General features: G+C 59.5%; 22 protein-coding genes. 10 read left to right on the top strand and 12 right to left on the bottom strand.

Annotation, left to right across the window (positions count from 1 at the left end; all coding sequences use genetic code 11):
• Positions 1-34: 34 nt before the first annotated feature.
• Both CCGE531_RS20905 and speB read right to left on the bottom strand, forming a co-directional pair.
• Entirely contained in the window at positions 35-877 is an 843-nt protein-coding gene (locus CCGE531_RS20905; RefSeq protein ID WP_120667431.1) for a lysine/arginine/ornithine ABC transporter substrate-binding protein, read from the bottom strand.
• A gap of 79 nt (positions 878-956) precedes the next feature.
• Positions 957-2,003 (bottom strand): agmatinase, encoded by a 1,047-nt coding sequence (gene speB, locus CCGE531_RS20900; RefSeq protein ID WP_120667429.1) that lies wholly within the window; start codon positions 2,001-2,003, stop codon positions 957-959.
• A 183-nt stretch (positions 2,004-2,186) separates the two neighbouring features.
• Here speB and CCGE531_RS20895 point away from each other — a divergent pair, with 183 nt between their 5' ends.
• From CCGE531_RS20895 to CCGE531_RS20865, 6 genes are all read left to right on the top strand, one after another.
• Complete coding sequence (locus CCGE531_RS20895) at positions 2,187-2,885, top strand: GntR family transcriptional regulator (RefSeq protein WP_120667427.1); 699 nt, start codon at positions 2,187-2,189, stop codon at positions 2,883-2,885.
• A gap of 33 nt (positions 2,886-2,918) precedes the next feature.
• Positions 2,919-3,644 (top strand): ABC transporter permease subunit, encoded by a 726-nt coding sequence (locus tag CCGE531_RS20890; RefSeq protein WP_120667425.1) that lies wholly within the window; start codon positions 2,919-2,921, stop codon positions 3,642-3,644.
• Positions 3,644-4,348 (top strand): ABC transporter permease, encoded by a 705-nt coding sequence (locus tag CCGE531_RS20885; RefSeq protein WP_120667423.1) that lies wholly within the window; start codon positions 3,644-3,646, stop codon positions 4,346-4,348. The genes CCGE531_RS20890 and CCGE531_RS20885 overlap by 1 nt, the downstream gene beginning before the upstream one ends.
• 11 nt (positions 4,349-4,359) lie before the next feature.
• Positions 4,360-5,166, top strand: coding sequence for an ATP-binding cassette domain-containing protein (locus CCGE531_RS20880; protein ID WP_120667421.1), 807 nt, complete (start codon positions 4,360-4,362; stop codon positions 5,164-5,166).
• A gap of 298 nt (positions 5,167-5,464) precedes the next feature.
• The gene (locus CCGE531_RS20870) at positions 5,465-6,016 is read left to right on the top strand and encodes a glutathione peroxidase (RefSeq protein ID WP_120667419.1); all 552 of its coding nucleotides are present in this window, start codon (positions 5,465-5,467) and stop codon (positions 6,014-6,016) included.
• A 181-nt stretch (positions 6,017-6,197) separates the two neighbouring features.
• Positions 6,198-7,259: a class I SAM-dependent methyltransferase gene (locus CCGE531_RS20865; protein WP_120667417.1), complete on the top strand. Its 1,062-nt coding sequence runs from the start codon at positions 6,198-6,200 to the stop codon at positions 7,257-7,259.
• Between the two features lie 55 nt (positions 7,260-7,314).
• Here the strand turns inward: CCGE531_RS20865 and ugpC are convergent, their stop codons facing one another.
• The 8 genes from ugpC to CCGE531_RS20825 all read right to left on the bottom strand — a co-directional run bounded on the left by ugpC (position 7,315) and on the right by CCGE531_RS20825 (position 16,444).
• Positions 7,315-8,400, bottom strand: a complete 1,086-nt coding sequence (ugpC, locus tag CCGE531_RS20860) for a sn-glycerol-3-phosphate ABC transporter ATP-binding protein UgpC (protein ID WP_120667415.1) — start codon at positions 8,398-8,400, stop codon at positions 7,315-7,317.
• 3 nt (positions 8,401-8,403) lie between these two features.
• On the bottom strand, positions 8,404-9,282 hold the full coding sequence (locus CCGE531_RS20855) for a carbohydrate ABC transporter permease (protein ID WP_245459407.1): 879 nt from the start codon (positions 9,280-9,282) through the stop codon (positions 8,404-8,406).
• Between the two features lie 29 nt (positions 9,283-9,311).
• Positions 9,312-10,250: a sugar ABC transporter permease gene (locus CCGE531_RS20850; RefSeq protein ID WP_120667412.1), complete on the bottom strand. Its 939-nt coding sequence runs from the start codon at positions 10,248-10,250 to the stop codon at positions 9,312-9,314.
• 74 nt (positions 10,251-10,324) lie between these two features.
• Positions 10,325-11,572, bottom strand: a complete 1,248-nt coding sequence (locus tag CCGE531_RS20845; RefSeq protein WP_245459341.1) for an ABC transporter substrate-binding protein — start codon at positions 11,570-11,572, stop codon at positions 10,325-10,327.
• Between the two features lie 205 nt (positions 11,573-11,777).
• Entirely contained in the window at positions 11,778-12,899 is a 1,122-nt protein-coding gene (locus CCGE531_RS20840; protein WP_120667410.1) for a Gfo/Idh/MocA family oxidoreductase, read from the bottom strand.
• A gap of 13 nt (positions 12,900-12,912) precedes the next feature.
• On the bottom strand, positions 12,913-13,842 hold the full coding sequence (locus tag CCGE531_RS20835) for a sugar phosphate isomerase/epimerase family protein (RefSeq protein ID WP_162943968.1): 930 nt from the start codon (positions 13,840-13,842) through the stop codon (positions 12,913-12,915).
• A gap of 230 nt (positions 13,843-14,072) precedes the next feature.
• Positions 14,073-15,134: a LacI family transcriptional regulator gene (locus tag CCGE531_RS20830; protein ID WP_245459406.1), complete on the bottom strand. Its 1,062-nt coding sequence runs from the start codon at positions 15,132-15,134 to the stop codon at positions 14,073-14,075.
• Positions 15,135-15,649: 515 nt separating this feature from the next.
• Complete coding sequence (locus tag CCGE531_RS20825) at positions 15,650-16,444, bottom strand: aldolase/citrate lyase family protein (protein WP_205586511.1); 795 nt, start codon at positions 16,442-16,444, stop codon at positions 15,650-15,652.
• Positions 16,445-16,819: 375 nt separating this feature from the next.
• Here CCGE531_RS20825 and ggt point away from each other — a divergent pair, with 375 nt between their 5' ends.
• The 3 genes from ggt (at position 16,820) to CCGE531_RS20810 (ending at position 19,182) form a co-directional block, all read left to right on the top strand.
• Positions 16,820-18,427 (top strand): gamma-glutamyltransferase, encoded by a 1,608-nt coding sequence (ggt, locus tag CCGE531_RS20820; RefSeq protein WP_245459339.1) that lies wholly within the window; start codon positions 16,820-16,822, stop codon positions 18,425-18,427.
• A gap of 63 nt (positions 18,428-18,490) precedes the next feature.
• On the top strand, positions 18,491-18,736 hold the full coding sequence (locus CCGE531_RS20815; RefSeq protein ID WP_120667402.1) for a type II toxin-antitoxin system Phd/YefM family antitoxin: 246 nt from the start codon (positions 18,491-18,493) through the stop codon (positions 18,734-18,736).
• Positions 18,736-19,182: a type II toxin-antitoxin system VapC family toxin gene (locus tag CCGE531_RS20810; protein WP_120667400.1), complete on the top strand. Its 447-nt coding sequence runs from the start codon at positions 18,736-18,738 to the stop codon at positions 19,180-19,182. Before CCGE531_RS20815 ends, CCGE531_RS20810 begins: the two co-directional genes overlap by 1 nt.
• A gap of 5 nt (positions 19,183-19,187) precedes the next feature.
• On the opposite strand, the gene rhaI is transcribed toward CCGE531_RS20810, so the two are convergent.
• Together rhaI and CCGE531_RS20800 are read right to left on the bottom strand one after the other, a co-directional pair.
• Complete coding sequence (rhaI, locus tag CCGE531_RS20805; protein WP_120667398.1) at positions 19,188-20,480, bottom strand: L-rhamnose catabolism isomerase; 1,293 nt, start codon at positions 20,478-20,480, stop codon at positions 19,188-19,190.
• 235 nt (positions 20,481-20,715) lie between these two features.
• Positions 20,716-22,812: a bifunctional rhamnulose-1-phosphate aldolase/short-chain dehydrogenase gene (locus tag CCGE531_RS20800; RefSeq protein WP_120667396.1), complete on the bottom strand. Its 2,097-nt coding sequence runs from the start codon at positions 22,810-22,812 to the stop codon at positions 20,716-20,718.
• A 221-nt stretch (positions 22,813-23,033) separates the two neighbouring features.
• Here CCGE531_RS20800 and CCGE531_RS20795 point away from each other — a divergent pair, with 221 nt between their 5' ends.
• A complete protein-coding gene (locus CCGE531_RS20795; protein WP_120667394.1) occupies positions 23,034-23,846 on the top strand; it encodes a DeoR/GlpR family DNA-binding transcription regulator in 813 nt (270 codons plus the stop codon).
• Positions 23,847-23,848 lie beyond the last annotated feature (2 nt).

The raw sequence follows: 23,848 nt of genomic DNA, 5'->3' as shown, positions 1-23,848 counted from the left end.
CCATTTTTGTCGAAATGAGAACGTCAGCGCTTAATCAATCAAGACTGGTCTTGATCCATTTCTGGGCAAGTTTGTTGATCGTGCCGTCCGCTTTCGCCGCTTCGATCGCCGCATCGAACATCGACTTCAAGACTGTATCCTCCTTGCGAAGTCCGGCTGCGATACCCTGCCCGAAGACCCCGCCCTTGAAGGTCGGACCGGCAATCTTGTAGTCCTTGAAGTCATCCTTTCCGAGCGTCGCGGTCAGTGATGTCTTCTGCGCAACGACTGCGTCGATGCGACCGGCCTGGAGATCGAGATCATGCTGCTCGACGGTCTTGTATTGCCTCGGATCGACGACGCCCTTGAAGTAAGTATCGAGGAAGGCAGCATTCGCCGTCGATACCTGGGCGCCGACTGCCTTGCCTTTGAGGGCGTCCCGAAGAGGCTGCAATTCCTGCTCGACCTTCGCCTTGTCTCCGGCAAGATCCACCGTGGTCCCCGTACCGGGCAGATTTGCGAGCGGACCGGTCTTGTCGACCATGAAGGCCGCCGCAGTCGGAGCATAGGGCTCGCTGAACGAAATGACGGCAAGACGCTTATCGGTAACGATCATCGAGGCCATGATGGCATCGAACTTTTTCGCATTGAGCGACGGAATGAGACCGTCCCAATCTTGGGCGACGATCGTGCACTTGATCTTCATGCGAGCGCAAAGGTCGTTGGCAAGATCGATCTCGAACCCGGCAAGCTTGCCGTCGGGTCCGGTGAAGTTCCACGGTTCGTATGCGCCTTCCGTCGCAATGGTGATTTCGGTCGGCTTTGTCTCTGCGGTGGCAGCGCCAGCGGAGATGACGCCCAGTAAGACTGATGTCAGCAAGAGTTTTGATAATTGCATGTTGCATTCCCCTTTTTGTTGCGCCCTGCCCTTTTGCGGACAGGACGGTTGCAGCCTTCGCAACGCCCAGCTTCAGCCGCTAGGACGCGCGAATCTTGATTGCCTCCGCCGTCAGGCAGAGGAGTTCGAATAAAACCTGCGCCGCGATTTGCGCTGTGTTCGTTGTCGGATCGTACTGTGGAGCGATCTCAACGACGTCGCCGCCAACTATGTTCAATCCTGCAAGACCACGCAGAATTCCCAGTGCCTGGGCGGAGGTCAGTCCACCGACTTCAGGCGTTCCCGTACCGGGCGCAAATGCTGGATCGAGGGAATCGACGTCGAAGCTGACATAGGTCGGACCCGAGCCGACGATTTCCCTCGCCCTTGCGATGACGGCCCCTATGCCGACGTCGCCGACCTCTTCCGCATGGATGACGGTCATGCCGGACGCATACGAGAACTCCCATAGATATTCCGAATTTCCGCGAATGCCGATCTGAACCGTCCGCCGCGGATCCAGCACACCGTCAAGAACAGCCTGGCGGAAGGGGCCGCCATGATGGAATTTGCACCCCTCAAAGGAACCCCCGGTGTCGCAATGCGCATCGATATGGATCATCCCCACCGGTCGATCCTTGCCGACAGCCCTGAGAATGGGAAGACCGATCGAGTGGTCGCCACCGACCGCCAGAGGCACAACGCCCGCCTTGACCACGTCGAGGACAAATCGCTCGATATCCTCATGGGATGCGGCGAGATCAAAGCGGCTCCTGAACGGAACATCGCCTACGTCGGCGACCCGCGCATGGGCGGTCGGAACGGCTCGCAACACATGTTCATAAGGGCCGACCCGATCGACGTTGCGAACGGCTCGCGGCCCAAACCGCGCGCCTGATCGGTTCGTCACGCCAAGATCCATTGGTATTCCGAAAAGCGCGATGTCGATGCCCGCAAAATCGGGCGACGCATCAGGACGATAAGGAGCCTTCAGAAGCGTTGGTATGCCGCAATAAGGAGCCTGACGGCTGTCGCCATCCCCGAAGACCAATTCGGCAACCTTTCGGAACTCCGGATCGAACATCTCACCGCCTGAAGCGTTCGAAAAGCGCTCCCGCAGTTCTTCCAGATTTAGAATCTCTGACATCGGGCCTCCATTTGTCTTGCACCCACATTTCAAGCCGCTTCCAAAATGCAGGCGAAAGGCCATTGCTTGTTGTGGTCAACATTGTATACATAATCGTATTCTCCTTGATCAAGCAAGAGGGAAAAAGTTATGGTGCCACCGGCAGGACCCGCCGAACGCGCGAAAACATGGAAAGGGAATTGATTGGCATCGACCAAAACGGAACAGCGAGGCTCTTTACGTGAGAGCACATACTCGCAGCTGAAGGACCTGATCCTCAGCGGCCAACTACGCCCTTCCGAGCGCCTGTCGGAAAACACACTTGCGAAGCGCTTTGGCGTCAGCCGAACGCCGTTGCGCGAAGCGTTGATGAAGCTTGAAGAGGAAGGGTTGATCGTCGGACAACGAAACCTCGGATACACGGTCACCGATCTGGACGTCACCAAATTCTGCAATTTGCTGGTTGTCCGCGAGGCACTCGATGTTTGCGCGGCGCAGCTTGCCTGCGAGATGGCGACTGAAGAAGACCTCGATCGGCTTCGAAGCGTAATCGCCCAGATGATGGAGCTTAAGGAGACGACCAATGAGGCGCCGTCCGACGCCGCCCGTAACCTCGACCTTGGACTTTATATCCATCGAGTCATCGTGGAATCGACTCGCAACGAGGCTCTCGTAAGAGTGACCGACCAAGTTTATCAGCAGCTTCGTTTGGCTCTGTGGCTCGAGGTTCTTTGGGTCGATCTCGAGCACACGGATCTCGATGAGCATCGGGCAATTGCGGACGCTATCTGTGCACGCGACCGCGAGGCCGCTGCAAATGCAGCGCGCGCGCATGTGCAAAGCTCGCTCAAGAACATGTCGAAGCTCCAGCGCATTTGGGCGCATCGGCGAACTGCCGACTGAGCCAAAGCCAAGCTTTCACAAAGAGGTTCACGCATGGAGCTTATCGATAGTTATCTGGCACTCATCGGCGTCGGACAGACAGGCTGGGGTTCGCTCCTTCTGGCGGCCGCCGCCATGACAATTGGCGTTTCCGTGTGCGGCTTCCTGGCTGGAACGGTCCTCGGCTCGGTTATTACCTTCATGCAGTTGTCGCCGCACATGGCCATTCGTTGGCTTGCCGACTGCTACACCACGGTTCTCCGCGGCGTGCCGGACCTTCTGATCATCTACCTTTTCTATTTTGGCGGAAGCTCGCTGCTCGGATCTGTCGGCGGCCTGTTCGGTTATCATGGATTTATCGGAATGCCGGCTTTCCTGACCGGAACCCTGGCACTTGGCGTTGTCTCGGCGGCCTATCAGGCCGAGGTCTTTCGTGGCGCTTTCAGATCGGTTGCGCGCGGCGAGATTGAAGCGGCCAGCGCCGTTGGCATGCGGCCGTGGCCCAAGTTCAGGCGCATCATCGCACCACTCGTGCTTCGATACGCCATTCCGGGCCTTGGAAACACCTGGCAACTTGTACTGAAGGAATCGGCATTGATCTCCGTGACGGGGCTTGTCGAGCTCCTCCGACAATCGCAAATCGCCGCCGGATCCACACGCCGCCCGTTTGAATTCTACCTGACGGCGGTCGTCCTTTATCTCGTCATCACCTGGTTCTCTTCGATTCTGTTCAGGAGAATGGAAGCGCGAACAGCTCAAGGGATAAGGAGGGCCTTGTGATGGATATCAGCTTCATCAGGGAAACGTTCTTCACTCTTCTGACCGGCTTGCCGCTAACCATCGAGCTTGCGGTCACATCCATCCTGGCGGGGAGTATCCTGGCGCTAGCCATCGCGCTCTTTGCAGTGATCGGCGGCACCGTCGGCCGAGCCATAACCCGCGCCTACGTCTTCGTGTTCAGAGGTTCACCTCTCCTTGTCCAGATGTTCCTGATTTACTACGGCCTTGGTCAATTCCGGCATGGGCTGCAGGACCTCGGTGTATGGTGGTTCTTCCGTGAGCCTTATTGGTGTGCCGTGTTGGCGCTGACACTGAATACAGCCGCCTACTGTAGCGAAATCTTTCGAGGCGGCCTGCAGGCTGTTTCCATGCAACAGGTTGAGGCCGCACGCGCTTGTGGCATGTCGGGCATTCTATTGTTCAGGCGGATCATTCTTCCGATTGCCATAAGGCACGCGCTGCCTGCCTATGGCAACGAGATCATCTTGATGGTCAAGGCAACGGCGCTTGCCTCTGTCATCACCATCATGGAAGTCACCGGTCTCGCGGGAAAATTGATCGCGGACAGCTTTCGGGCTTTCGAAATCTTCATCGTCGCGGGGGCGATTTACCTTGCGATCAATTTCGTCGTTGCGCGTATGCTCATGGTGGTCGAATTTTGGCTTTCGCCACATATGCGCATGCCGCCTCACCCTAACACTTAACGGGAGTGCGCATGTCCGTCAGGGGAACAGTCTTGGTCAGCGATAACATACAAAAGAGCGCTGCCGTTTCGGTCAAAGACCTCAGAAAATGCTTCGGCCCGCTGGAGGTTCTGAAAGGCGTTTCGCTGGAAGCCCACGAAGGCGACGTTATATCGATCCTGGGCTCTTCCGGCTCCGGAAAATCGACGATGCTCCGATGCATCAATATGCTTGAGGTGCCTGACAGTGGCGAGATACGCATCGGCGGCGAGATGTTCTCCCTGAAAAAGGGGCGCCATAAGACCGAGCCCGCCGACCGCAGGCAGGTCGATCGGCTGCGCGAACACATCGGCATGGTGTTTCAGAGCTTCAATCTTTGGTCACACATGACCATTTTGGAGAATGTAATCGAGGCGCCGGTGCACGTTCAGAAACGCGACCGCGCCGAATGCATCGCGGAAGCAGAAGCGCTGCTCGAACGGGTCGGGATCGCCGACAAGCGAAACTTCTATCCAGCGCATCTATCTGGAGGTCAGCAGCAACGCGCTGCGATCGCCCGGGCTCTCGCGCAGCGGCCCAGGGTGATGCTCTTTGATGAGCCGACGTCCGCGCTTGACCCTGAGCTCGTCGGTGAGGTCCTGAAAGTGATGCGCTCCCTCGCCGAGGAAGGCCGAACCATGCTGGTCGTCACGCATGAAATGGCGTTTGCGCGAGATGTGTCCAATAAAGTCGTTTTTCTTCACAAGGGCGTCATTGAAGAAACGGGCGAGCCGGCGGAATTGTTCAAGCATCCCAAATCCGAGCGATTTCGGCAGTTTCTTGCTAACGAGCGAATCTGAAGAAGAGGCAGCCTTGCGAGATTCTGAACATCCGTGGACACCCCCGTAAATGCAAGAGGATTTTCAAGGCAAGATCTCTGCGCGTAGTCGGGTGCTGACATCTGTCCGGTGCCGATCTCGACTGCCGATGGCCTGATGGTGATGGGATACATCCCAGGCGTGCCACCCGATACGGAGTCCGACTGGCGTCGCGTGACCGAGACACTCCGTCCGTCAACGCAACATATTGATATTGTAGTGTACTTTAGGATCGCAGCGTACTATAGGGTAAATCCAAATCATTTTGGAGTTGAATAAAATGACAGACAGCGTGCTCGATATTCCGGTAAAGAGGATCGACGGCAGCGATACGACGCTTGCCGACTATCGCGGCAAGGTCATCATGGTCGTCAACGTCGCGTCCAAATGCGGCCTGACGGTGCAGTACGAAGGATTGGAAAAGCTTTACGAGGACAAGCGTGACGAAGGCTTTGTCATTGCCGGCTTCCCCGCAAACGACTTCAAAGGCCAGGAGCCAGGCACCAACGACGAAATATTGAGCTTCTGCACGCTGACCTACGATGTGCAGTTCCCGATGTTCTCCAAAATCACTGTTACCGGCGAGGAACGCCATCCGCTCTATAACAACCTGATCGCTTCCGGCGGCGAGACGATCGGAGACGGACCGATGCGTGAACGGCTGGCGAAACACGGCCTTGAAACCGGACAAGACGGCGGCATCGTCTGGAATTTCGAAAAATTCCTCATCGGCCGCGATGGCAAGGTTGCCGCCCGTTTTGCTCCGGATATAACTGCGGATGATCCGCGTTTTATTTCCATTTTGGAAAAAGAACTGGCTCGCGCCGGCTGAGAAATCGCGGCGTCTTCGATAGAAAACCTCAATTAAATCAAAATAATAATCTATATCTCCATCAGCGTGGCAAGTATTACTTTGCCACGCTGCGCCATTGCTTACCCCTGCGCCCAGGAGTATTTTGAAGCTTCCGAATATAACGGACGGAACGCTACATCAATTCTGGGAGGAGGATGTCATGCGCGAACCTGATATGCAGAAACTCGATGCCTTGGTTGGGCGTCTTGTCGGCGATGTCGGCGCGGCGGTCTCGGGTGTGCTGGTGACACTTGGGGACCATCTGGGTCTGTTCAAGGCGATGGCGGACGGAACACCGATGACGTCGGCGGAACTTGCCGACAAGGTCGGCGTAAAAGAGCGCTATGTGCGCGAATGGCTGTCGGCACAGGCGGCGGCCGATTACGTCAGCTATGACGACGAGGCCGAGCGCTTCTACCTGACGCCGGAACAGGCCATGGTGTTTGCGGAGGAAAATAGCCCCGCCTTCTTCACCGGCGCCTTCGACGTGGTTCAATCCATGTGGATGGATGAGCCGAAGATCGCCAATGCCTTCAAGACCGGCAGCGGCCTCGGCTGGCATGAGCACAGCGCCTGCCTGTTCCGCGGCACGGAGCGGTTCTTCCGGCCAGGCTACAACAGCCATCTCGTTACGGAATGGATACCGGCGCTGGACGGACTGCATGAAAAGCTTCAGGCTGGCGCTGCCGTTGCCGATGTCGGCTGTGGCCACGGCGCCTCGACCATCCTAATGGCACAGGCCTATCCGAACTCGACCTTCTTCGGCTTCGATTATCATCTGCCCTCCATCGAACGGGCGCAAGCTGCCGCGAAGGAAGCGGGCGTCGACGGACGCATCACGTTCGAGCAGGCAAGCGCCAAGGATTTCCCGGCCGCCGGCTACGATCTCGTGGCGATGTTCGATTGCCTGCATGACATGGGCGATCCGGTTGGTGCCGGCAAACATGTCAAGGAAAGCCTTGCCGACGACGGTACCTGGATGATTGTCGAGCCCTTTGCCCATGATTGCCTGAAGGACAATCTCAACCCCATCGGCCGTGTCTACTACGGCGCATCGACGATGATCTGCACGCCGGCCTCGCTGTCGCAGGAAGTCGGGCTGGGTCTGGGCGCGCAAGCCGGAGAATTGAAGTTGCGCAAGGTTGCCATGGATGCTGGCTATTCGCATTTCCGCAAGGCGACCGAAACGCCGTTCAACATGGTCTTTGAAGTCAAGGCATGAAAATTGTGCCGCGCTCCGTCGAATGCGCGGCACGATGTTTTATAGACGCTGGGTTTTATAGACGCTGCCCGTCTTCGCCAAACAGCGACGCGAGCGTCGGCTGGAAATAGACCGGCTGCTCGCGATCGAGCGCGACATCCTCGTCGGCATCGATGCGCACCGACAGCGTCTCGCTGCCGACCTGGCCCCAGATCAGATTGTCCGAGCCCATGGGCTCGACGATGGTGAAGGTTGCCGGCACGCTCGCGGCCCGTCCGCCTGCCGGCTGGAACTGCATCTGCTCGGGCCGAACGCCGAGCGTCGCCTTGCGGCCTTCGCCAGGCGTGCCGGAAAACCCATAGCCGCTAAGATCGATCTTGCGGCCATCGGGCAATGTGAAGGCCGGTACGCCGCCATTGCTCGTCACCTGCCCAGACAGGAAATTCATCGAGGGCGAACCGACGAAGCCGGCAACGAAGCGATTGACCGGACGCCGGTAGATTTCCTTCGGCGTGCCGAATTGCTGGATGACGCCGCCGCTCATGACGGCGATACGATCGGCAAGCGTCAGCGCCTCGATCTGGTCGTGCGTCACATAGATCATGGTGGAGCCAAGGCCGCTATGCAGGCGCTTCAGCTCGACGCGCAATTCGGTTCTAAGCTTGGCGTCGAGGTTGGACAGGGGCTCGTCGAACAGGAAGACATCGACATCGCGCACCAGGGCGCGACCGATGGCGACGCGCTGGCGCTGACCGCCTGATAATTCGCCCGGCCGCCGCTTGCGCAGGGGATCGATCTGCAGGATCTGCACGGCGCGGTCGACACGCTGGGCAATCTCGTCCTTCGCCATGCCGGCGATGCGCAGCCCGAAGGAGAGATTTCCCTCCACCGTCATCGTCGGATAGAGCGCGTAGGATTGGAACACCATGCCGATGCCGCGATCCTTCGGCTCCTCCCAGGTGACGTTCCTGTCGCCGATCCAGATCTGGCCGTCAGTAATATCGGTCAACCCGGCAATCGCATTGAGCAAGGTCGACTTGCCGCAGCCGGAGGGGCCGAGCAGTACGATGAACTCGCCCGATTGTATCTCGAGATTGAGCGATTTCAGGACGTTGACGCTGCCGAAATCGATTGCGAGTTCGCGAATGGAAACATTGGCCATGAACTATCCCTTGACTGCACCAGCGGTGATGCCGCGCACGAACCAGCGACCCGAGCCGAAATAGACGATCAGCGGAACCAGGGCGGTGAGAATGGTCGCCGCCATGTTGACGTTGTAGAGCTTCTCACCCTGGGTCGAGTTGACGATGTTGTTGAGCTGAACCGTCATGGGGAAGTTTTCCCGGCCGGCGAAAACGACGCCGAAGAGGAAGTCGTTCCAGATGCCGGTCACCTGCAGAATCGCCGCCACCACCAGGATCGGGATCGACATCGGGATCATCAGCCGGAAGAAGATCTGCCAAAGCCCGGCGCCGTCGATGCGGGCCGCCTTGAAGAGCTCCATCGGCAAGCTGGAATAATAGTTGCGAAACAAGAGCGTCAGAACCGGCAGGCCGAAGACCGTGTGGGTGATGATGATGCAGGGCAGCGTCGAATAGATGCCGATATCGCGATAGATCAAGACCAGCGGATAGATGAACACCTGATAGGGGATGAAGGCGCCGAGCAGCAGGATGGCAAAGAGCACGTTTGCGCCTTTGACCCGCCAGAAGGACAGCGCGTAGCCGGTGAGCGACGAGATCAGGATCGACAGGATCATGCTCGGGATCAGGATCTTCACAGAGTTCCAGAAGCCGACGCTGATGCCGCCGCATTCAAGCCCGGTGCAGGCCGTGCTCCACGCCTGCACCCAGGCATCCGCCGTCCACATCTGCGGGAAGGCGAAGATATTACCCTGCCGGATCTCGGGCATGGATTTGAACGAGGTGACAAGCATCACATAAAGCGGCAGCAGGAAGAACAGGGCCGCGATGACGAGAAAGAGATAAAGGCCGATGCGACCGGGGGTCAGATGCTGCGGCTTGCGCCCGGTTGGACCCTGCATGGCACCAGCGACGGAAGATGGCGTCGTCATCAGTTCCCCCTCGGCTTTTCACGGAAATATTCATAGTAGAGCCAGGGCGTCACCAGGATGACCACGGTAACGAACATCACCGTCGACGCCCCGGTCGCAAGGCCGATATTGCCGCGCCCGAAGAGGTAATCCATGATGAATTTCCCGGGCACTTCGGTCGATATCCCCGGACCGCCGCCGGTGGTCGCCAGCACGAGTTCATAGACCCTGACCACGGCGATCGCCAGAAGCACGCTGGCGGTGATGATCGTCGGCCTGAGGATCGGGATGACGATATGAAGATAGACGCGCCAGCTCGGTACGCCGTCGATGCGCGTCGCCTTCCACAATTCGCGGTCGACGCCGCGCAGGCCCGCCAGCATGATCGCCATGACAAGGCCGGACGATTGCCAGATGCCGGCAAGCACAATGACGTAAAGGGCAAGATCGCTCTGGACGATCCAGTCGAAGCGGAACCAGGTGAAGCCGATGCTGTCCGCAACCTTCTGCAGGCCGAGCGTCGGGTTCATGATCCATTGCCAGACCAGCCCGGTGACGATGAAGGACATGGCGAAGGGATAGAGAAAGATCGTCCGGAAGGTATTTTCGAAGCGGACCTTCTGATCGAGCGCGACGGCCAGTAGAAAGCCGAGGATCAGGCAGCCGGCGATGAAAAGCACGCCGAAGACGACGACATTCTGCAGCGACAGCAGCCAGCGCGCCGTCGAAAACAGCCGGTCATACTGCTTCGCGCCGACGAAGATGTTGACCGGCAGCACCTTGCTGTCCGTGAACGATATCCAGATATTCCAGACGACGGTGACGACATAAGCGAGAAGCACGATGGCAAAAGCCGGGAACAGCGCCACATAGGGCGAAAAATGCATCTTCCTGCGGCTGACGCTCGCGGGCGCGACAGCCGCTGACACAGCGGCGGCACTCGTGTCTGGGGTGTTCATGGCGCGCTCCTCCTCAGCATTCATGGAAGCCGGCGGCAGGGGCTGCCTGCCGCCGCATGGATGTCGATCGAGGCTTACTTCGCCTGTTCAATCACCTGTGCAAACTGCGCGGCGAACTGGTCGGTCGTCATGCTGGGCGTGGTCCAATATTGGGCAACCAAATCCTGTTCCGTCTGAACGATGTCCTGCGCCGTGAGCACATCCGGTGCAAGAATCTGGCGGCTCGGATCCTTGAGCGCGGTCAGGCCCTTCTGGGCGCAGGCATCGAGCTTGGACGTATCGACGTCGAGACGTACCGGCACGGAACCCTTCTTGGAATTGAAGGCAAGCTGGCCTTCCTTCGACATGATGACCGTTGCCAGCAGCGTCTGGGCGTCGGTGGCGGTCTTGTCCTTCAGACCCGGGAAGACGAAGATGTCGCCGCCCATCATGAAGTTGGATTCGCCCGGCCCGAGGATGCAGCCGAAATCCTTGTCGGCGACGAGACCGGCGTGGATGAATTCACCCTTGGCCCAGTCGCCCATGAACTGGATGCCGGCCTTGCCGTCGACCAGCATGCCGGTTGCAACGTTCCAGTCGCGGTTCGGGCTGCCCGGGTCCTGATAATTGCGCAGCTTGGCGAAGACTTCCGCCACGTGCTTGAACTTGTCGGACTTGACCGCGTCCGTATCGAGGTCCTTCCAGACCTTGGCGTAGAGATCCTTGCCGCCTTCGCCGAGAAGGATGGCGTTGAACATCGACTGCAGCTGCCAGGGCTGCCCGCCGACGGCAACCGGGATCAGGCCGGCAGCCTTGATCTTGTCGAGTGCGGCAAACATTTCGTCCCAGGTCTTCGGCTCTTCCGTTACGCCGGCCTTGGTGAAGACGGCCTTGGAATAGAAGACCCAGTTCTGGCCGTGGTCATTGATCGGCGCGCCGTAGATATGGCCCTGAAATTGAATGGCCTGATAGAAGGCCGGCGTCAGAACGGATTTCCAATCCTGTTCCTTGGCAAGATCGTCGAGCGGCCGCAGCAGACCTTGCTGGGCCAGTTCGTTCATCTGCGTACCGGTGTTGAACTGCATGGCCGTCGGCGGGTTGCCGCCGATGATGCGGTTGATGCCGATCGGACGGGCGGTCGAGCCGGAGCCGGCAATTGCGGTATCCACCCATTCGCCGCCGGCGGCGTTGAAGGCCTTGGCCAGTTCCTTCACGGCGGCGGCTTCGCCACCGGAGGTCCACCAATGCAGGACTTCAGCTTTCTTGCCTTCCGCCAGAGCGCCGGTCACGCTCGCCGCGACCAGCGCCGTGGCGCCGACCAATGCCATCATCAACTTGCGCATATGTTCCTCCTCCTTTGATAACGTTCTCCAAACGCCTGTGCTCAGCCGCCGTCCCCCGATATCGGATGCCGAATTCTGCAATCCTCCAAAGCCATGCCGCCGGGCCTCCGTTCCCCGCGGCAAGTACGCAATGCCTCCCCAGACATTGCCCCTTCGTCAAACCCGCAGCCCGAAAGGGCTGCACGTTCCAACTCTATAGCGCAGCTTATGCGAAACGTCCCTCATTAATTGTGCGCGCTATCGGATCCGGACGGCCGCAGCTGCTATGGATTGCAACCACGCCGCGTGACTGGGCGGAGCGTTCGAAGGCGGTCATGACCTCCAATGCGTGGAAGGCAAGCTCCGACGATACGCGATGTGGGCGCCCCGAGCGAAGGGAATCCACCATTTCAGCCGCGCCCAATCCGCGCAGGCCGAGATGGCCGGGCATGCCCTCCGTATAGGGATGGTCGACCGGAATCTCCCGCCATGCATCGTCACCATCGCGGAATATCTCGACCTTGCCGGTGAAATTGTTCGGATCTGGCGTCACCATGGTGCCTTTGGAACCGTAAAGCTCGATCTGATTGTGCCTGTGCTTGATGACGTCGAAGCTGGTGGCGATGGTGACAGTCGCGCCGCTATGGAATTCCATCACACCCGTCAGATGCGTCGGCACCAAGACCTTGATCGTTTCGCCGCGATGCGGATCCGTCTTTACTGTGCGTTCGATACGGGTGATCTTCGCCGTGCCGAAGACCTCGCGTACGGGGCCGAGCAGCGCGATCAGGTTGGTGACGTAATAGGGGCCGACATCGAGCATCGGCCCGCCGCCGCGGCCGTAGAAGAAGGCAGGATTGGGGTGCCAGTGCTCATGGCCGGGAAGCAACAGCATGGCGGTCGCGGAAATCGTCTTGCCGATGCGCCCTTCGTCGAGCAGCCGACGCGTCAGCTGGTGCCCGCCGCCGAGGAAGGTGTCGGGAGCGCAGCCAAGCCGCAGGCTCCCTGCCCGCGCGATCGCCATCAGCTCCTCCGCCTCTATCATGGAGATGCCAAGCGGCTTTTCCGAATAGACATGCTTGCCGGCAAGCAGCGCCTTCTTGCTGATGGCATAGTGCGAGACCGGCGTCGTCAGGTTGATGATCAGGCCGATTTCCGGATCGGAGAGCATCGCGTCGAGTGCCACGGCTTCGATGCCGAACTGCTCAGCGAGTTTGCGCGCCGATGCGTCATAGAGATCGTGGACCGACTTCACGCGGATGAAATCGAACATGTGCAGGGTTGCGACGTAGGTGGCGCTGATATTGCCGGCGCCGACGATGCCGACTTTCACGGGCTCGTTGCTCATTTGGATTTGCCTCTTACGAAATGGTGATATCGAGTTCAGCGGCTACAGCGCGCAGATAGTCCATGCCACGGCGCATCTCGTCGTCGAATTCTGCCGTCGCTTCGCGGAAATGCGTCCAGTGCGATGCTCCCGGCGCATCTTCGAGCTCCAGCGTGATCGGGCCGGAATAACCGATGGCCCGAAGTGCTGAGAAGATCGCCTTCCAATCGATCTTGCCGCGTCCCGGACGCCAATGCGCGTTGGTATGGCCCTCATTGTCGGAAAAATGCGTGTTGAAGATGCGATTGCCGAGCGCCAGCACGACATAATGCGGCATGTCGCCGGCCGGAAAGAGATGGCTTGGATCGAAATTCAGGCCGAGGTTGGCAGCGCCGGTGCGCTCGATCAGGCGCAGCATGCCCTGGCCGGAACTGACCCAGCGATAGGGATGCGGCTCGATCGCGACGCGCAAATTGGCGGAGGCGGCAATTTCGCAAGCCCTGGCGAAACCGTCGACGACGGCATCATATTCGCCTGTCCAGTCCCATTGCGGCTCGACCGTCGCGCCCCATTCCTGCGAAATCGGCCGCTGCAGGATCGGCTTGACGTCGGACTGAAATGGATAGGGCGTCATGCTGGTGACGATCGGCGTGCCGATGGCGGCAGCGACGTCTATCCCACGCCTGTAGCCATCGAGATCGACTGTGGAAACGGCGGCATTCGCGGCGCAGTTGAACGGCAGATTGAAGAAGAAGTTGGTGAGAACCAGTCCCTCTCCGTCAGCGATTGCCTTCAATTCGCGAATGGTTTCGGCCGTATAGTAGCTCAGCATATCCACCGACCATGCAGTCAGTTCGAAACCCTTGCAGCCGGTGCGTGAAAGCCGCCTGAGCGACGCCTGATAGGGCGGGTTCCAATTGAAGGTCCAAATCGGCGATCCGAAAAAAAACGAGTCTCCGCTCACGTCATCCTCCCTTGGATTGCAGCCACCTGTCCACGGCAGCTCCGCGGCGATTTGCCGACGAGCCTCCCAGCTCGATTTTGGCAATCCGTAACGTTACGATTATGAAAAACGGTCCATCTGTCAACTTCATATTTTCTAGCTCATCCTTGCCGATCTGAGGCAAAAACGAAATTCGTAACGTTACGAATATCTTCCGGAAATCTGCTCACATTGCGAGCTACGTCATCGTTTCAAGCGTGAAGGGTCTGGCTCTGATGATCGACGAAGACGGCGCGGACGACCTCGCGGAGGTCAGCCGGATCTTCGCCGGCGATCGCCCGATGCAGGAAGCCGGCCAAACGCTCGCCTATGGCGTGGTTCGAATAATGGAACGTGCTGAGCGGCGGATTGAAGAAGTCCGGCAGCGCCGTGCCGCCATAGGTGATCAGAGCGAAGTCCCTGCCGGCCTGCCGACCGGCATCGCGCAAGCCGGCAAGGAAGCCGAGCGCCGCCTCCTCGCTCGCCACGAAGGCGGCGGTCGCTTCGGGTTTCTGCGCGGCGATGCGCTTTGCCATCTCGCGACCATTATCGGGGGTCGCGGTGGTAAAATGGATGCAGTCGTCCGGAACGTTCAGATGGCGTTCGGCAAAGGTCCTGCGCCAGCCGCGAACGAATTGCAGACTGTAGGTGAATTCATGACTGGGCGCGATCAGCAGCGGCATATGGTGTCCGGCATCCAGAAGCAGACGCGCCGCCTCCGCGCCGATCACTTCATGGTCGAGGTCGATGCTCGGATGAGCGCTCAGAAGCTCGGTTCGGCCGAAGGTGACGAAGGGCATGCCGACCTCGAGCAGATATTTGACGCGGTCATCCTGCGGGGTCGTATGCGTGATGATGATGCCGTCGACCGATCCTTCTTCGACGATGTCGCGCACTGTCGCGAGCGGGTCATCCGCCTGCAATTGCGGTACGATCGTCGTCCGGTAGCCGCGCGCCTTCATGTAGCGCGAGGCGCCCTCGATCAGCGAGGCGACGACGATGTTCATCTCGCCCTCGCGCCCGAATGGCAGCACGATGCCGATGGCGTGGGTCTTGCCGGTGCGAAGATTGATGCCGCCGAGATTGGGGCGGTAGCCGAGCTCGCTTGCCGCCCGCTTGACCAGCTCGATCGTCTCCCGATTAACCTCGGGACCTTCCTTCAAGGCGCGGCTGACGGTCGTGACCGAAAGGCCGAGGGCTGTCGCAACCGTCCGCAAGGTCACGCGCTGGCCCGCTTCGCGCCGCAAGCCGCGTCCTATCGCCAATCCCTGCACTTTCGACAAATCATTCCGCTCCGCCATATTGGCGCGAGAATGCCCGCAGGCGGATGACGATGCAAGCGTGCAGCCGCGCTCATTGTGACGGAAAGGCCGGCTTGCGCTGTCGGCGCATATGTTCGGCCGCGAATTACCGAATACAACTATTTGGAATTGACATTTATAAAAGCAATTTTAAAGTGCAGTCCATTGCCCACCACTTTTGAAAGAATAGCTCATGGACAAATATACCAAAACCGTTTTGACAATCATTGCCTTCGCGCTCGCAGCGATCGCCCTCCAAAATACGATCACGCCGGCAAAGGCCGTTGGTGGCGGCTGCGGTTTAGAGACGTATAGGCCCTGTTACGTAAAGCTCGTAAACTAGCAAAACCCATCGCTCTCTCATCGGATCCTTCGGACCTGCCGCTCTGGTCGAGATCGACGGCTCCGAAACTGCGGATCGACATCGCAGATGATATAGCGGCACGCCCGGAAATGCTTCCGGGCGGCTGCTTCGCTGAACAAACCGGTTATGAACCAGCGATCTTACGGGCGGCTTGAATGGCCGTGCGGGCACCGGCCCGCAGCTGCGCCGTTTCCGTGCCGGCGATGACCAGATCGAGGCCGAGCTTCAGATATTGCCCGGCGCGATCACCATCGCCGCCGAAGGCGCAGATGACCTTGCCATGGGCGCGGCAGCGTGCAAGCGCGGTGGCAAGCGCCTGATCGATCGCGGCGCTCTCGGGGGCAAGCCGGGCGCCATTCGAAAGCGCGATGGAAAGATCCGACGGGCCGATGAAGATACCGTCGATACCATCGACAGCAAGGATTTCATCGATCGCATCGAGCGCCGTCCGGGTTTCGACCATTGCGATGGTGACGGTCAGGCTATTGGCACTCTGCAGATAGTCTTCGGCGGAGAGGCCGAAATGATTGAGTGCGAGCGAAGGCCCCCAGCTGCGCTCGCCGAGCGGCGGATATTTTGTCGCCTTCACCAAGGCGCGCGCATCATCTCCGGAATTGATCATCGGCGCGATGATAGCGGAGGCACCGGCGTCCAGAAGCCGCGATGCGGAGGCGAAGTCGCCGACCGGGATACGGGCAATCGCCGGCTTGCCGGCAAGCCTGACATGCGCAATGCCGCTTGCGGCCGATGCCATGTCCCACATGCCGTGCTGCATATCCAGCACGACGGTATCGAAATCTTCCTGCGCCAGATGGTTGACGAGCATCGCGTCGGGAATACCGACCCAGCCCGAGATCATGCCGCCATTTTCGCGGCGCTTCAGGCGTCCGGCAAAACCGTTAATGTCAGTCGTCATCATCTTTCCTCATCTATCCGGAACAGGCTTTGTCCTTCGAGACATCAGCTGATCATCAAATCATGAATCAAGGGCATCGTTGCCCTCGACAATACTCAATTCCAGCTGTCGGACCACTCGAAAGTAATCTCCTGCTGCATGCGAATCGCGAGAACAAGCCCTTCATGGTTCCGATCACACAACCTAAGTTCGATCCCCAATGTGCCAGACCAACATGACAAATATCCAGATATTTTCGTCGATTGGCCATTAGTTCCAGCTCGTAAGCGATAACGGGAACCCGAAAATCACGATCCGATCAGTTCATCCCTTCCATGACTGTTAAAACACCGTAAAACGCTAACGGCGCCGCATCACACGCGGGTGAGAGCGGAACATATGGAGAGCATCGAGACCATGCAGCAGCGAGATTTTTTCAAGCCAGGCCGATCGGTTGCAATCTCCGACAAGGGCATGGCCGCGACTTCGCACCCACTGGCAACGCTCGCCGCCGTCGACATTCTGCGCGCCGGCGGCAATGCCGTTGATGCTGCTGTTGCCGCAGTTGCGCTGCAGTCCGTCATTGACCCGCATATGACCGGGATCGGTGGCGATTGCTTCGCGCTCTACAGCGCTGCCGGCGCCACACCGGTCGGGCTGAACGGCTCCGGCCGCGCACCGAAGAAGGCAAATCTCGACTATTTCCTCGATAAAGGCTTCACCGCCATCCCGGACGACAGCCCGCATGCCGTCACCATTCCCGGCGCGATCGATGCGTGGTGCCGGCTGATCAGTGCCTATGGCCGGCTAGGCATGGATCGCGTGCTGGCTCCGGCGACCACGGCTGCGGAAGAAGGCTATTGCGTCACGCCGCGCGTCGAACTCGATTGGCGCCGCTACAGCGACCGCGTCGCCAAATATCCGCAATCGGCAGCCTACTTCCTGCCGAACGGCAAGGCGCCGCGTACCGGCGACCGCGTTGCAAACCCCGCGCTTGCCGCCACCCTGAAGGCCGTTGCCCGAGATGGCCGGGACGCGTTCTACCGCGGTCCGGTGGCTGAGGAGATCACCACGCTTCTCCAATCCCTGGGCGGCCTGCACGAGGAAAGCGACTTCGCGGACTACAAGGCTTTCGAGACGACGCCGATTTCCGGCAAGTTCCGTGGCCGGGATCTGCTGGAATGCCCGCCGAACGGCCAAGGCCTGGCGGCGCTGCTGATCACCCGCATTCTCGACGGTTTCGATCTTCGCGATCCCAAGCTCTCCGAGGCCGACCGCATTCACCTGCATGCCGAAGCGACCAAGGCCGGTTACGCCATGCGCGACCAGCTGATCTGCGACCCCGACCATGTGACCTTCGATATCGAGGAGTTGCTATCGGACCGCTCGGTCGCCGCCATGCAGGCGAAGATCAGCCTCGAGCGTGCCGCCGACACCAAAATCTGGGACGGGCCGACGCATCGCGACACGGTCTATGTCTCCGTCGTCGACCGGGACGGCAACGCCATTTCGCTGATCAATTCCGTGTTCATGGCTTTCGGCAGCGGCATCTATGCGCCTCGCTCGGGCGTATTGCTGCAGAACCGCGGCGCAGGCTTCGTCGTCAGACATGGCCATCCGAACGCCATCGGCCCCGGCAAGCTACCCTTCCATACGATCATTCCGGCAATGCTGATGGAAGATGGCAAGGTGCGTATGAGTTTCGGCGTCATGGGCGGGCAATATCAGGCAGCCGGTCATGCCCATATGCTCACCCAGATCCTCGATCGCGATCTCGATCCACAACAGGCAAGCGACCAGCCGCGCAGTTTCTGCTTCGGCGGCAAGCTCTCGCTCGAGCCGACCATATCGGAGGAAACCAAGGGGGATCTGGAGCGACGCGGCCACCTCGTCGAATGGGCGGATGAACCGATCGGCGGCGCGCAAGCAATCATGATCGATCACAAGCGCGGCATCCTGCTCGGCGCATCCGATCATCGTAAGGATGGCATGGCGCTCGGCTATTGAGCTCGATGTTGACGGAACGAAGTCGGCCCTATACTATGACCATAGTAGTCATATAGGTGACCCATGAGGGAAATCCAGCTAAAGGACGCGAAAGCAACTCTTTCCGCCGTCGTCGACGACGCTCTCGGCGGTAATGGATCCATCATTACGCGTCATGGCGAACGTACTGCCGTCGTCATTTCCTATGAGGAATATCAAAAGCTGAAGCAGGTTCCATCTTTCGGCTGGTTGCTGACCAACGCGCCATTGGAAGACGACGACTTACCGGTGCGCAAGCCGGGCCGATTGCTACGCGATGACGATATCTGATGTATCTTCTGGATACGAACATCATTTCAGCGACATCGCCGCTGCATGCGCAAGATCTGCTGTCGCAAGCCGTTCGGGCATGGACCGCGGCCCATGCCGACCAGTTCTTCCTATCCGCCGTAACCGTCTCTGAAATAGAAACCGGGATCGCAAAGGCTAATCGGACAGGCGCCAGCAAGAAAGCCAATCTGCTTGGCGAATGGCTGGATCTTACCCTTCATCTCTATGGGAAACGCATTCTTGCATTCGATACGGCAACGGCGCGCATCGCCGGTCGCCTGTTCGATCAAGCTGTCGGACGTGGCGGAGACCCAGGCTTTGAAGATGCAGCCATTGCCGCAACGGCGCTGCTGCATGATTATACCGTTCTCACCCGGAATCTGAGGCACTTCCGGTTGATGGACGTCCGATCGCTCGATCCGTTCGCCACTCCGCCGGAACTATAAGATCCTCAGATGATCCCGCCGCCGCCCGCAACAGACGCCGGGCGTTCGCCGGCAACCTTGCGGCGATAGCCGCTCGCACGGTAGGTCGCGACCGGATCGATGGCGCCACCGGTGCGGCGACGCGCCTCGGCCAGGATCGGCTCGACATCGGCGCGATAGGCGCGCTTCAGCGTCTCCGACGCCATCAGCGCGTCATTTGCCTCCTGATAGTCGTCCAATGCCTTTCGGTCGACGATCAGCGCCTGTGCATAGGCGCGGCGGATCTCGTTGGCGCTGGAAATCAGGCTCTCGATCGGATCCGTAACATTGTGCGACTGGTCGATCATATGCGCGGGATTGAAATCGTTGACCCCACGCCGCTCGGCATCGACCAGTTCGTTGAAGACGAGGAACAGGCGATAGGGCTCGATGGCGCCGGCATCGAGATCGTCGTCACCATATTTGGAATCGTTGAAGTGGAAGCCGCCGAGCTTGCCGAACTGGATCAGGCGCGCGACGATCATCTCGATATTGGTATTCGGCGCGTGATGGCCGAGGTCAACGAGGCAATGCGCCTTGGGGCCGAGCGTCTGGGCGATCAGGTAGTTGGTGCCCCAGTCCTGAACGATCGTGGAATAGAAGGCCGGCTCATACATCTTGTGCTCGGAAAACAGCCGCCAATCGTCAGGCAGTGCCTTGTAGATATCCGCCATGGCGGCGAGATAGCGCTCGAACGCCTTGGTGAAATTGCTCTGGCCGGGGAAGTTGGAGCCGTCGCCGATCCACACGGTCAGCGCCTTCGAACCAAGTGCCTTGCCGATCTCGATGCATTCGATGTTGTGCTCAACCGCCTGGGCGCGGGTTGCCGCGTCGACGTGGCTCAGCGAACCGAACTTGTAGGAATGCGCCTGGCCGGGCGCGTCGGAGAACGTGTTGGAATTCATGGCGTCGAAGCCAAGGCCGAGAGCCTCACCCTTTGCCCTGAGCTCGCGCGGAGCCGCCTTGTCCCAGGGAATATGCAGCGAGACATTCGGTGTTGCCCGCGTGAGCTGATGGATCACGGCGCAATCGTCGAGCTTGTCGAAGATGCCGCGCGGCTCGCCGGTGCCGGGGAAGCGGGCGAAGCGCGTGCCGCCCGTGCCGACGCCCCAGGACGGGACCGCGACGAAAAATTCGGAAACCTTTTTGGTGACGGCTTCGATATCGATGCCGCGGCGGGCGAGCGCGGCGCCAAGCGCCTCATAATCGGATTTCAACGCGGCGGCGCGCTTGTCGTTTTCCCCAGCGACCAGATCGGGCGCTATTCTAAACTCGGCCATTCTTTCCTCCCGGATGTGTCATTCGAAACGTTACCGTGCGATGACCCTGCAAGCCATCACCCGCCCTCGCCCTTCGAGGGCCCTGCGGGCCACCTCAGGGTGAGGACTGATCTCCTCGTCAGCCGGCGCAATCGCTACTCCACCCTCATAGTGAGGTGCACTGTCGCAAGAGCGAAGCGAGTGCGGCAGGGCCTCGAACCACGAGGGTGGCCCTGAGGCTGCCGCTTCCCACCCACTACCGCGTAAAGCTCTGCGCGTTGCCGGCATCGACGTTGATGATATTGCCTGTTGATTTGGCGGAAAGCTCCGAAGCCAGGAAGTAGATCGCCTCGGCAATATCCTCGGGGAAGACATTGAGCTTCAGCATCGAGCGCTTGCGGTAATGTTCCTCCAGATCGTCCACCTCGATCTTCGAGGAGGCTGCGCGCTGCTCGCGCCATTCACCGTTCCAGATCTTCGAGCCGCGCAACACGGCATCGGGATTGACGGTATTGACGCGGATCCCGGCTTCCGCGCCTTCCAGCGCCAGGCAGCGCGCCAGATGGATTTCGGCAGCCTTTGCCGTGCAATAGGCGGCGGCGTTCGGCGAGGACGCAAGACCGTTCTTGGACGCGACGAACACGACGTTGCCGCCGAGATTCTGGCGGCGGAACAGCCGGAAAGCTTCGCGCGAAACGAGGAAATAGCCGGTCGCGAGGATGTCGATATTGCGGTTCCACATCGAAAGCTCGGTGCTCTCGATCGGTGCCGATGATGCTATGCCGGCATTCGAGACCAGAATGTCGACTCCGCCGAATTCGACGCAGGCCTCGGCAAAGGTGGAGATGACGGCATCTTCCTTTGTCACGTCGAGCTTGACGCTGCGCACCGCGTCCGCGCCATATCTCCTGGCGAAATCCGCCTGTGTGCTGTCAAGCGCGGCCTGGTCGATATCCGCCAGAACCACGCAGGCACCTTCGCCCACTAGGCGCGCCGCCGTGGCACGGCCGATGCCACCGGCACCGCCGGTGACGAAAGCGACCTTGCCGGCAAGGCTCTTCGGCTTCGGCATGCGCTGCAGCTTTGCCTCTTCCAGCAGCCAGTATTCGATATCGAAGGCTTCCTGCTCCGGCAGGCCCTGATATTCGGAGACCGTGGATGCGCCGCGCATGACGTTGATGGCGTTGACGTAGAACTCGCCGGCGATACGGGCAGTCGCCTTGTCACGGGCAAAGGAAAGCATGCCGACGCCGGGAACGAGGAAGATCACCGGGTTCGGATCGCGCATGGCAGGCGAGTTGTCGTGCTTGCAATCATTGTAGTAGCGCGCGTAGTCGGCGCGGTAGTCTTCCAGCGCCTTGTCGAGGCCGGCAATAACGGCATCGACGTCGGGCTTGGCCGGATCGAGATCGACGATCAGCGGGCGGATCTTGGTGCGCAGGAAGTGATCCGGGCAGCTGGTGCCGAGCGCACCGAGCGGACGGAGGCTCTTCGAGTTGACGAATTCAAGCACCGCGCCCTGATCGTCGAAATCGCCGAGCTTGCGCTCGGCCTTGCCGATGCGGCCGCGGATCTCAGGCATCAACCGGGCGGCGATGGCACGGCGCTCCACCTGCGGCAGGCTTTCAACGACTGCGCCGCCAAAAATGGTCTTGCCTTCCGTCTTGGCGGCAAACCATTCGATCGCCTTGTTGATGATCGCAAGCGTCAGCTCGTAGCAGGCCTTGGCATCATTGGCCCAGGTGAAGAGGCCATGGCTTTCCAAGACGACGCCCTTGGCATTCGGATGCGCCTTGACGAAGGCTTCGAGATCGAGGCCGAGCTGGAAGCCGGGGCGCCGCCAGGGCAGCCAGCCGATCTCGTCGCCGAAGACTTCGCGCGTCAGTTCACGCGAGTTCTTCGAGGCGGCGATGGCGATGATGGCATCGGGATGCATATGGTCGACATGCGTGAACGGCACGAAGCCATGCAGTGGCGTGTCGATGGAAGCGGCGCGGGCGTTGAGATTGAAGGTGCAATGCGGCAGGAAGCCGACCATGCGATCCTCGTCGGCAACGCCCTGATAGATGTTTTTCAGGCTGTCGAGCTTATCCTGATAGAGCGTCGCGAAGCCGTCGAGCTTGATGGTGCCGACATCGCCGCCGGAGCCCTTGACCCACAGCACCTTAACCTTCGCGCCGGAGAGCGGATCGGTTTCCATGACCTTGGCCGATGTGTTGCCGCCGCCGTAGTTGGTGATACGCTTGTCGGCACCGAGCAGATTCGACCGATAAAGCAGCTTGCCCGGCTCATCCAAGCCGGCCGCATATGTATCATCCCAACGGTTCTTCAGAAGCTGAACGCCAGCCGCCATGTCATCCTCCCTTGAAATCAGGTCTTTCAAATCAAGTCTTTCGGGCGGACCGGATCATGATGGAACCGCCCTTTGTGACGAGGGTATCGCTCACACATAGTCACCTTGTCAATCGAAAACGATCAAATTCGATAATGCTGCGATGCAATATGAAAGTTTATGATCGTTTGTGATTGACACATTGTCATATTTGCGAAATAACCGCCGACAAGGAGGAGCCGATGCACGAACGTGAACGCCATCGCATTATTCTGAGCGCCGTACAGGAAAAGTCTGTCGTGACGATTCAGGATATTTCCGAGCTGACCGAGGCTTCGGAAGCGACGATACGCCGTGATATCGCTGCCCTGCATGTGCAGGGAAAGATCCGGCGCGTGCGTGGCGGCGCGGAATCGATCCATCCTCCTCAGCTTGGCAATCTGGCAGCGCGGCCGTTTCGCGTATCGGAAGCGGTCAACATCGACAGGAAGCGCGCAATTGCACGCAAGGCTGCCGAACTCTGCAACCCCGGCGATGCCATCATCATCAATGGCGGCACGACCACATTCCAGCTCGTGCACTATATTTCGGCCTTCCGGCTACAGGTGATGACCAACTCCTTCGCCATTGCCGAACATCTGATCAAGCATTCGAAGAACACGGTGACGGTGCCCGGCGGCGCGATCTATCGCGAGCAGAGCCTGATCCTCTCGCCCTTCGACAACGACACGATCCGGAATTTCTACGCGCGGCGCATGTTCATCGGCGCGCAGGGCGTCGGCCCGCTTGGCATCATGGAAGCCGACGCGCTGGTCATCCAGAGCGAGCAGAAGCTCATGCGCCAGGCCGACGAACTCGTCGTCATGGTCGATTCGAGCAAATTCCGTCAACGCTCCAGCCTGATCCTCTGCCCGCTCGAACAGGTTTCGACCATCGTTACCGATGACGGCGTCACCGCCGAGACGGTGCGCATGATCGAGGATGCGGGCATCTCGCTTGTTATCGCAAATATTTCGGCTCAGGCCGAGGAGGAAGATTCCCCGTCGGTCGCATGAGG

The organism is Rhizobium sp. CCGE531 (assembly GCF_003627795.1).
Lineage (GTDB): Bacteria > Pseudomonadota > Alphaproteobacteria > Rhizobiales > Rhizobiaceae > Rhizobium.
Note: the sequence above shows the minus strand (reverse complement) of the source record. Positions and strands in the feature narration are given on the sequence as shown.

Coding starts and splice junctions, on each gene's coding strand:
- CCGE531_RS20905 (WP_120667431.1), bottom strand. CDS start 877: ATGCAATTATCAAAACTCTTGCTGACATCAGTCTTACTGGGCGTCATC.
- speB (WP_120667429.1), bottom strand. CDS start 2,003: ATGTCAGAGATTCTAAATCTGGAAGAACTGCGGGAGCGCTTTTCGAAC.
- CCGE531_RS20890 (WP_120667425.1), top strand. CDS start 2,919: ATGGAGCTTATCGATAGTTATCTGGCACTCATCGGCGTCGGACAGACA.
- CCGE531_RS20885 (WP_120667423.1), top strand. CDS start 3,644: ATGGATATCAGCTTCATCAGGGAAACGTTCTTCACTCTTCTGACCGGC.
- CCGE531_RS20880 (WP_120667421.1), top strand. CDS start 4,360: ATGTCCGTCAGGGGAACAGTCTTGGTCAGCGATAACATACAAAAGAGC.
- CCGE531_RS20870 (WP_120667419.1), top strand. CDS start 5,465: ATGACAGACAGCGTGCTCGATATTCCGGTAAAGAGGATCGACGGCAGC.
- CCGE531_RS20865 (WP_120667417.1), top strand. CDS start 6,198: ATGCGCGAACCTGATATGCAGAAACTCGATGCCTTGGTTGGGCGTCTT.
- ugpC (WP_120667415.1), bottom strand. CDS start 8,400: ATGGCCAATGTTTCCATTCGCGAACTCGCAATCGATTTCGGCAGCGTC.
- CCGE531_RS20855 (WP_245459407.1), bottom strand. CDS start 9,282: ATGCAGGGTCCAACCGGGCGCAAGCCGCAGCATCTGACCCCCGGTCGC.
- CCGE531_RS20850 (WP_120667412.1), bottom strand. CDS start 10,250: ATGAACACCCCAGACACGAGTGCCGCCGCTGTGTCAGCGGCTGTCGCG.
- CCGE531_RS20845 (WP_245459341.1), bottom strand. CDS start 11,572: ATGCGCAAGTTGATGATGGCATTGGTCGGCGCCACGGCGCTGGTCGCG.
- CCGE531_RS20840 (WP_120667410.1), bottom strand. CDS start 12,899: ATGAGCAACGAGCCCGTGAAAGTCGGCATCGTCGGCGCCGGCAATATC.
- CCGE531_RS20825 (WP_205586511.1), bottom strand. CDS start 16,444: ATGATGACGACTGACATTAACGGTTTTGCCGGACGCCTGAAGCGCCGC.
- ggt (WP_245459339.1), top strand. CDS start 16,820: ATGGAGAGCATCGAGACCATGCAGCAGCGAGATTTTTTCAAGCCAGGC.
- CCGE531_RS20815 (WP_120667402.1), top strand. CDS start 18,491: ATGAGGGAAATCCAGCTAAAGGACGCGAAAGCAACTCTTTCCGCCGTC.
- CCGE531_RS20810 (WP_120667400.1), top strand. CDS start 18,736: ATGTATCTTCTGGATACGAACATCATTTCAGCGACATCGCCGCTGCAT.
- rhaI (WP_120667398.1), bottom strand. CDS start 20,480: ATGGCCGAGTTTAGAATAGCGCCCGATCTGGTCGCTGGGGAAAACGAC.
- CCGE531_RS20800 (WP_120667396.1), bottom strand. CDS start 22,812: ATGGCGGCTGGCGTTCAGCTTCTGAAGAACCGTTGGGATGATACATAT.
- CCGE531_RS20795 (WP_120667394.1), top strand. CDS start 23,034: ATGCACGAACGTGAACGCCATCGCATTATTCTGAGCGCCGTACAGGAA.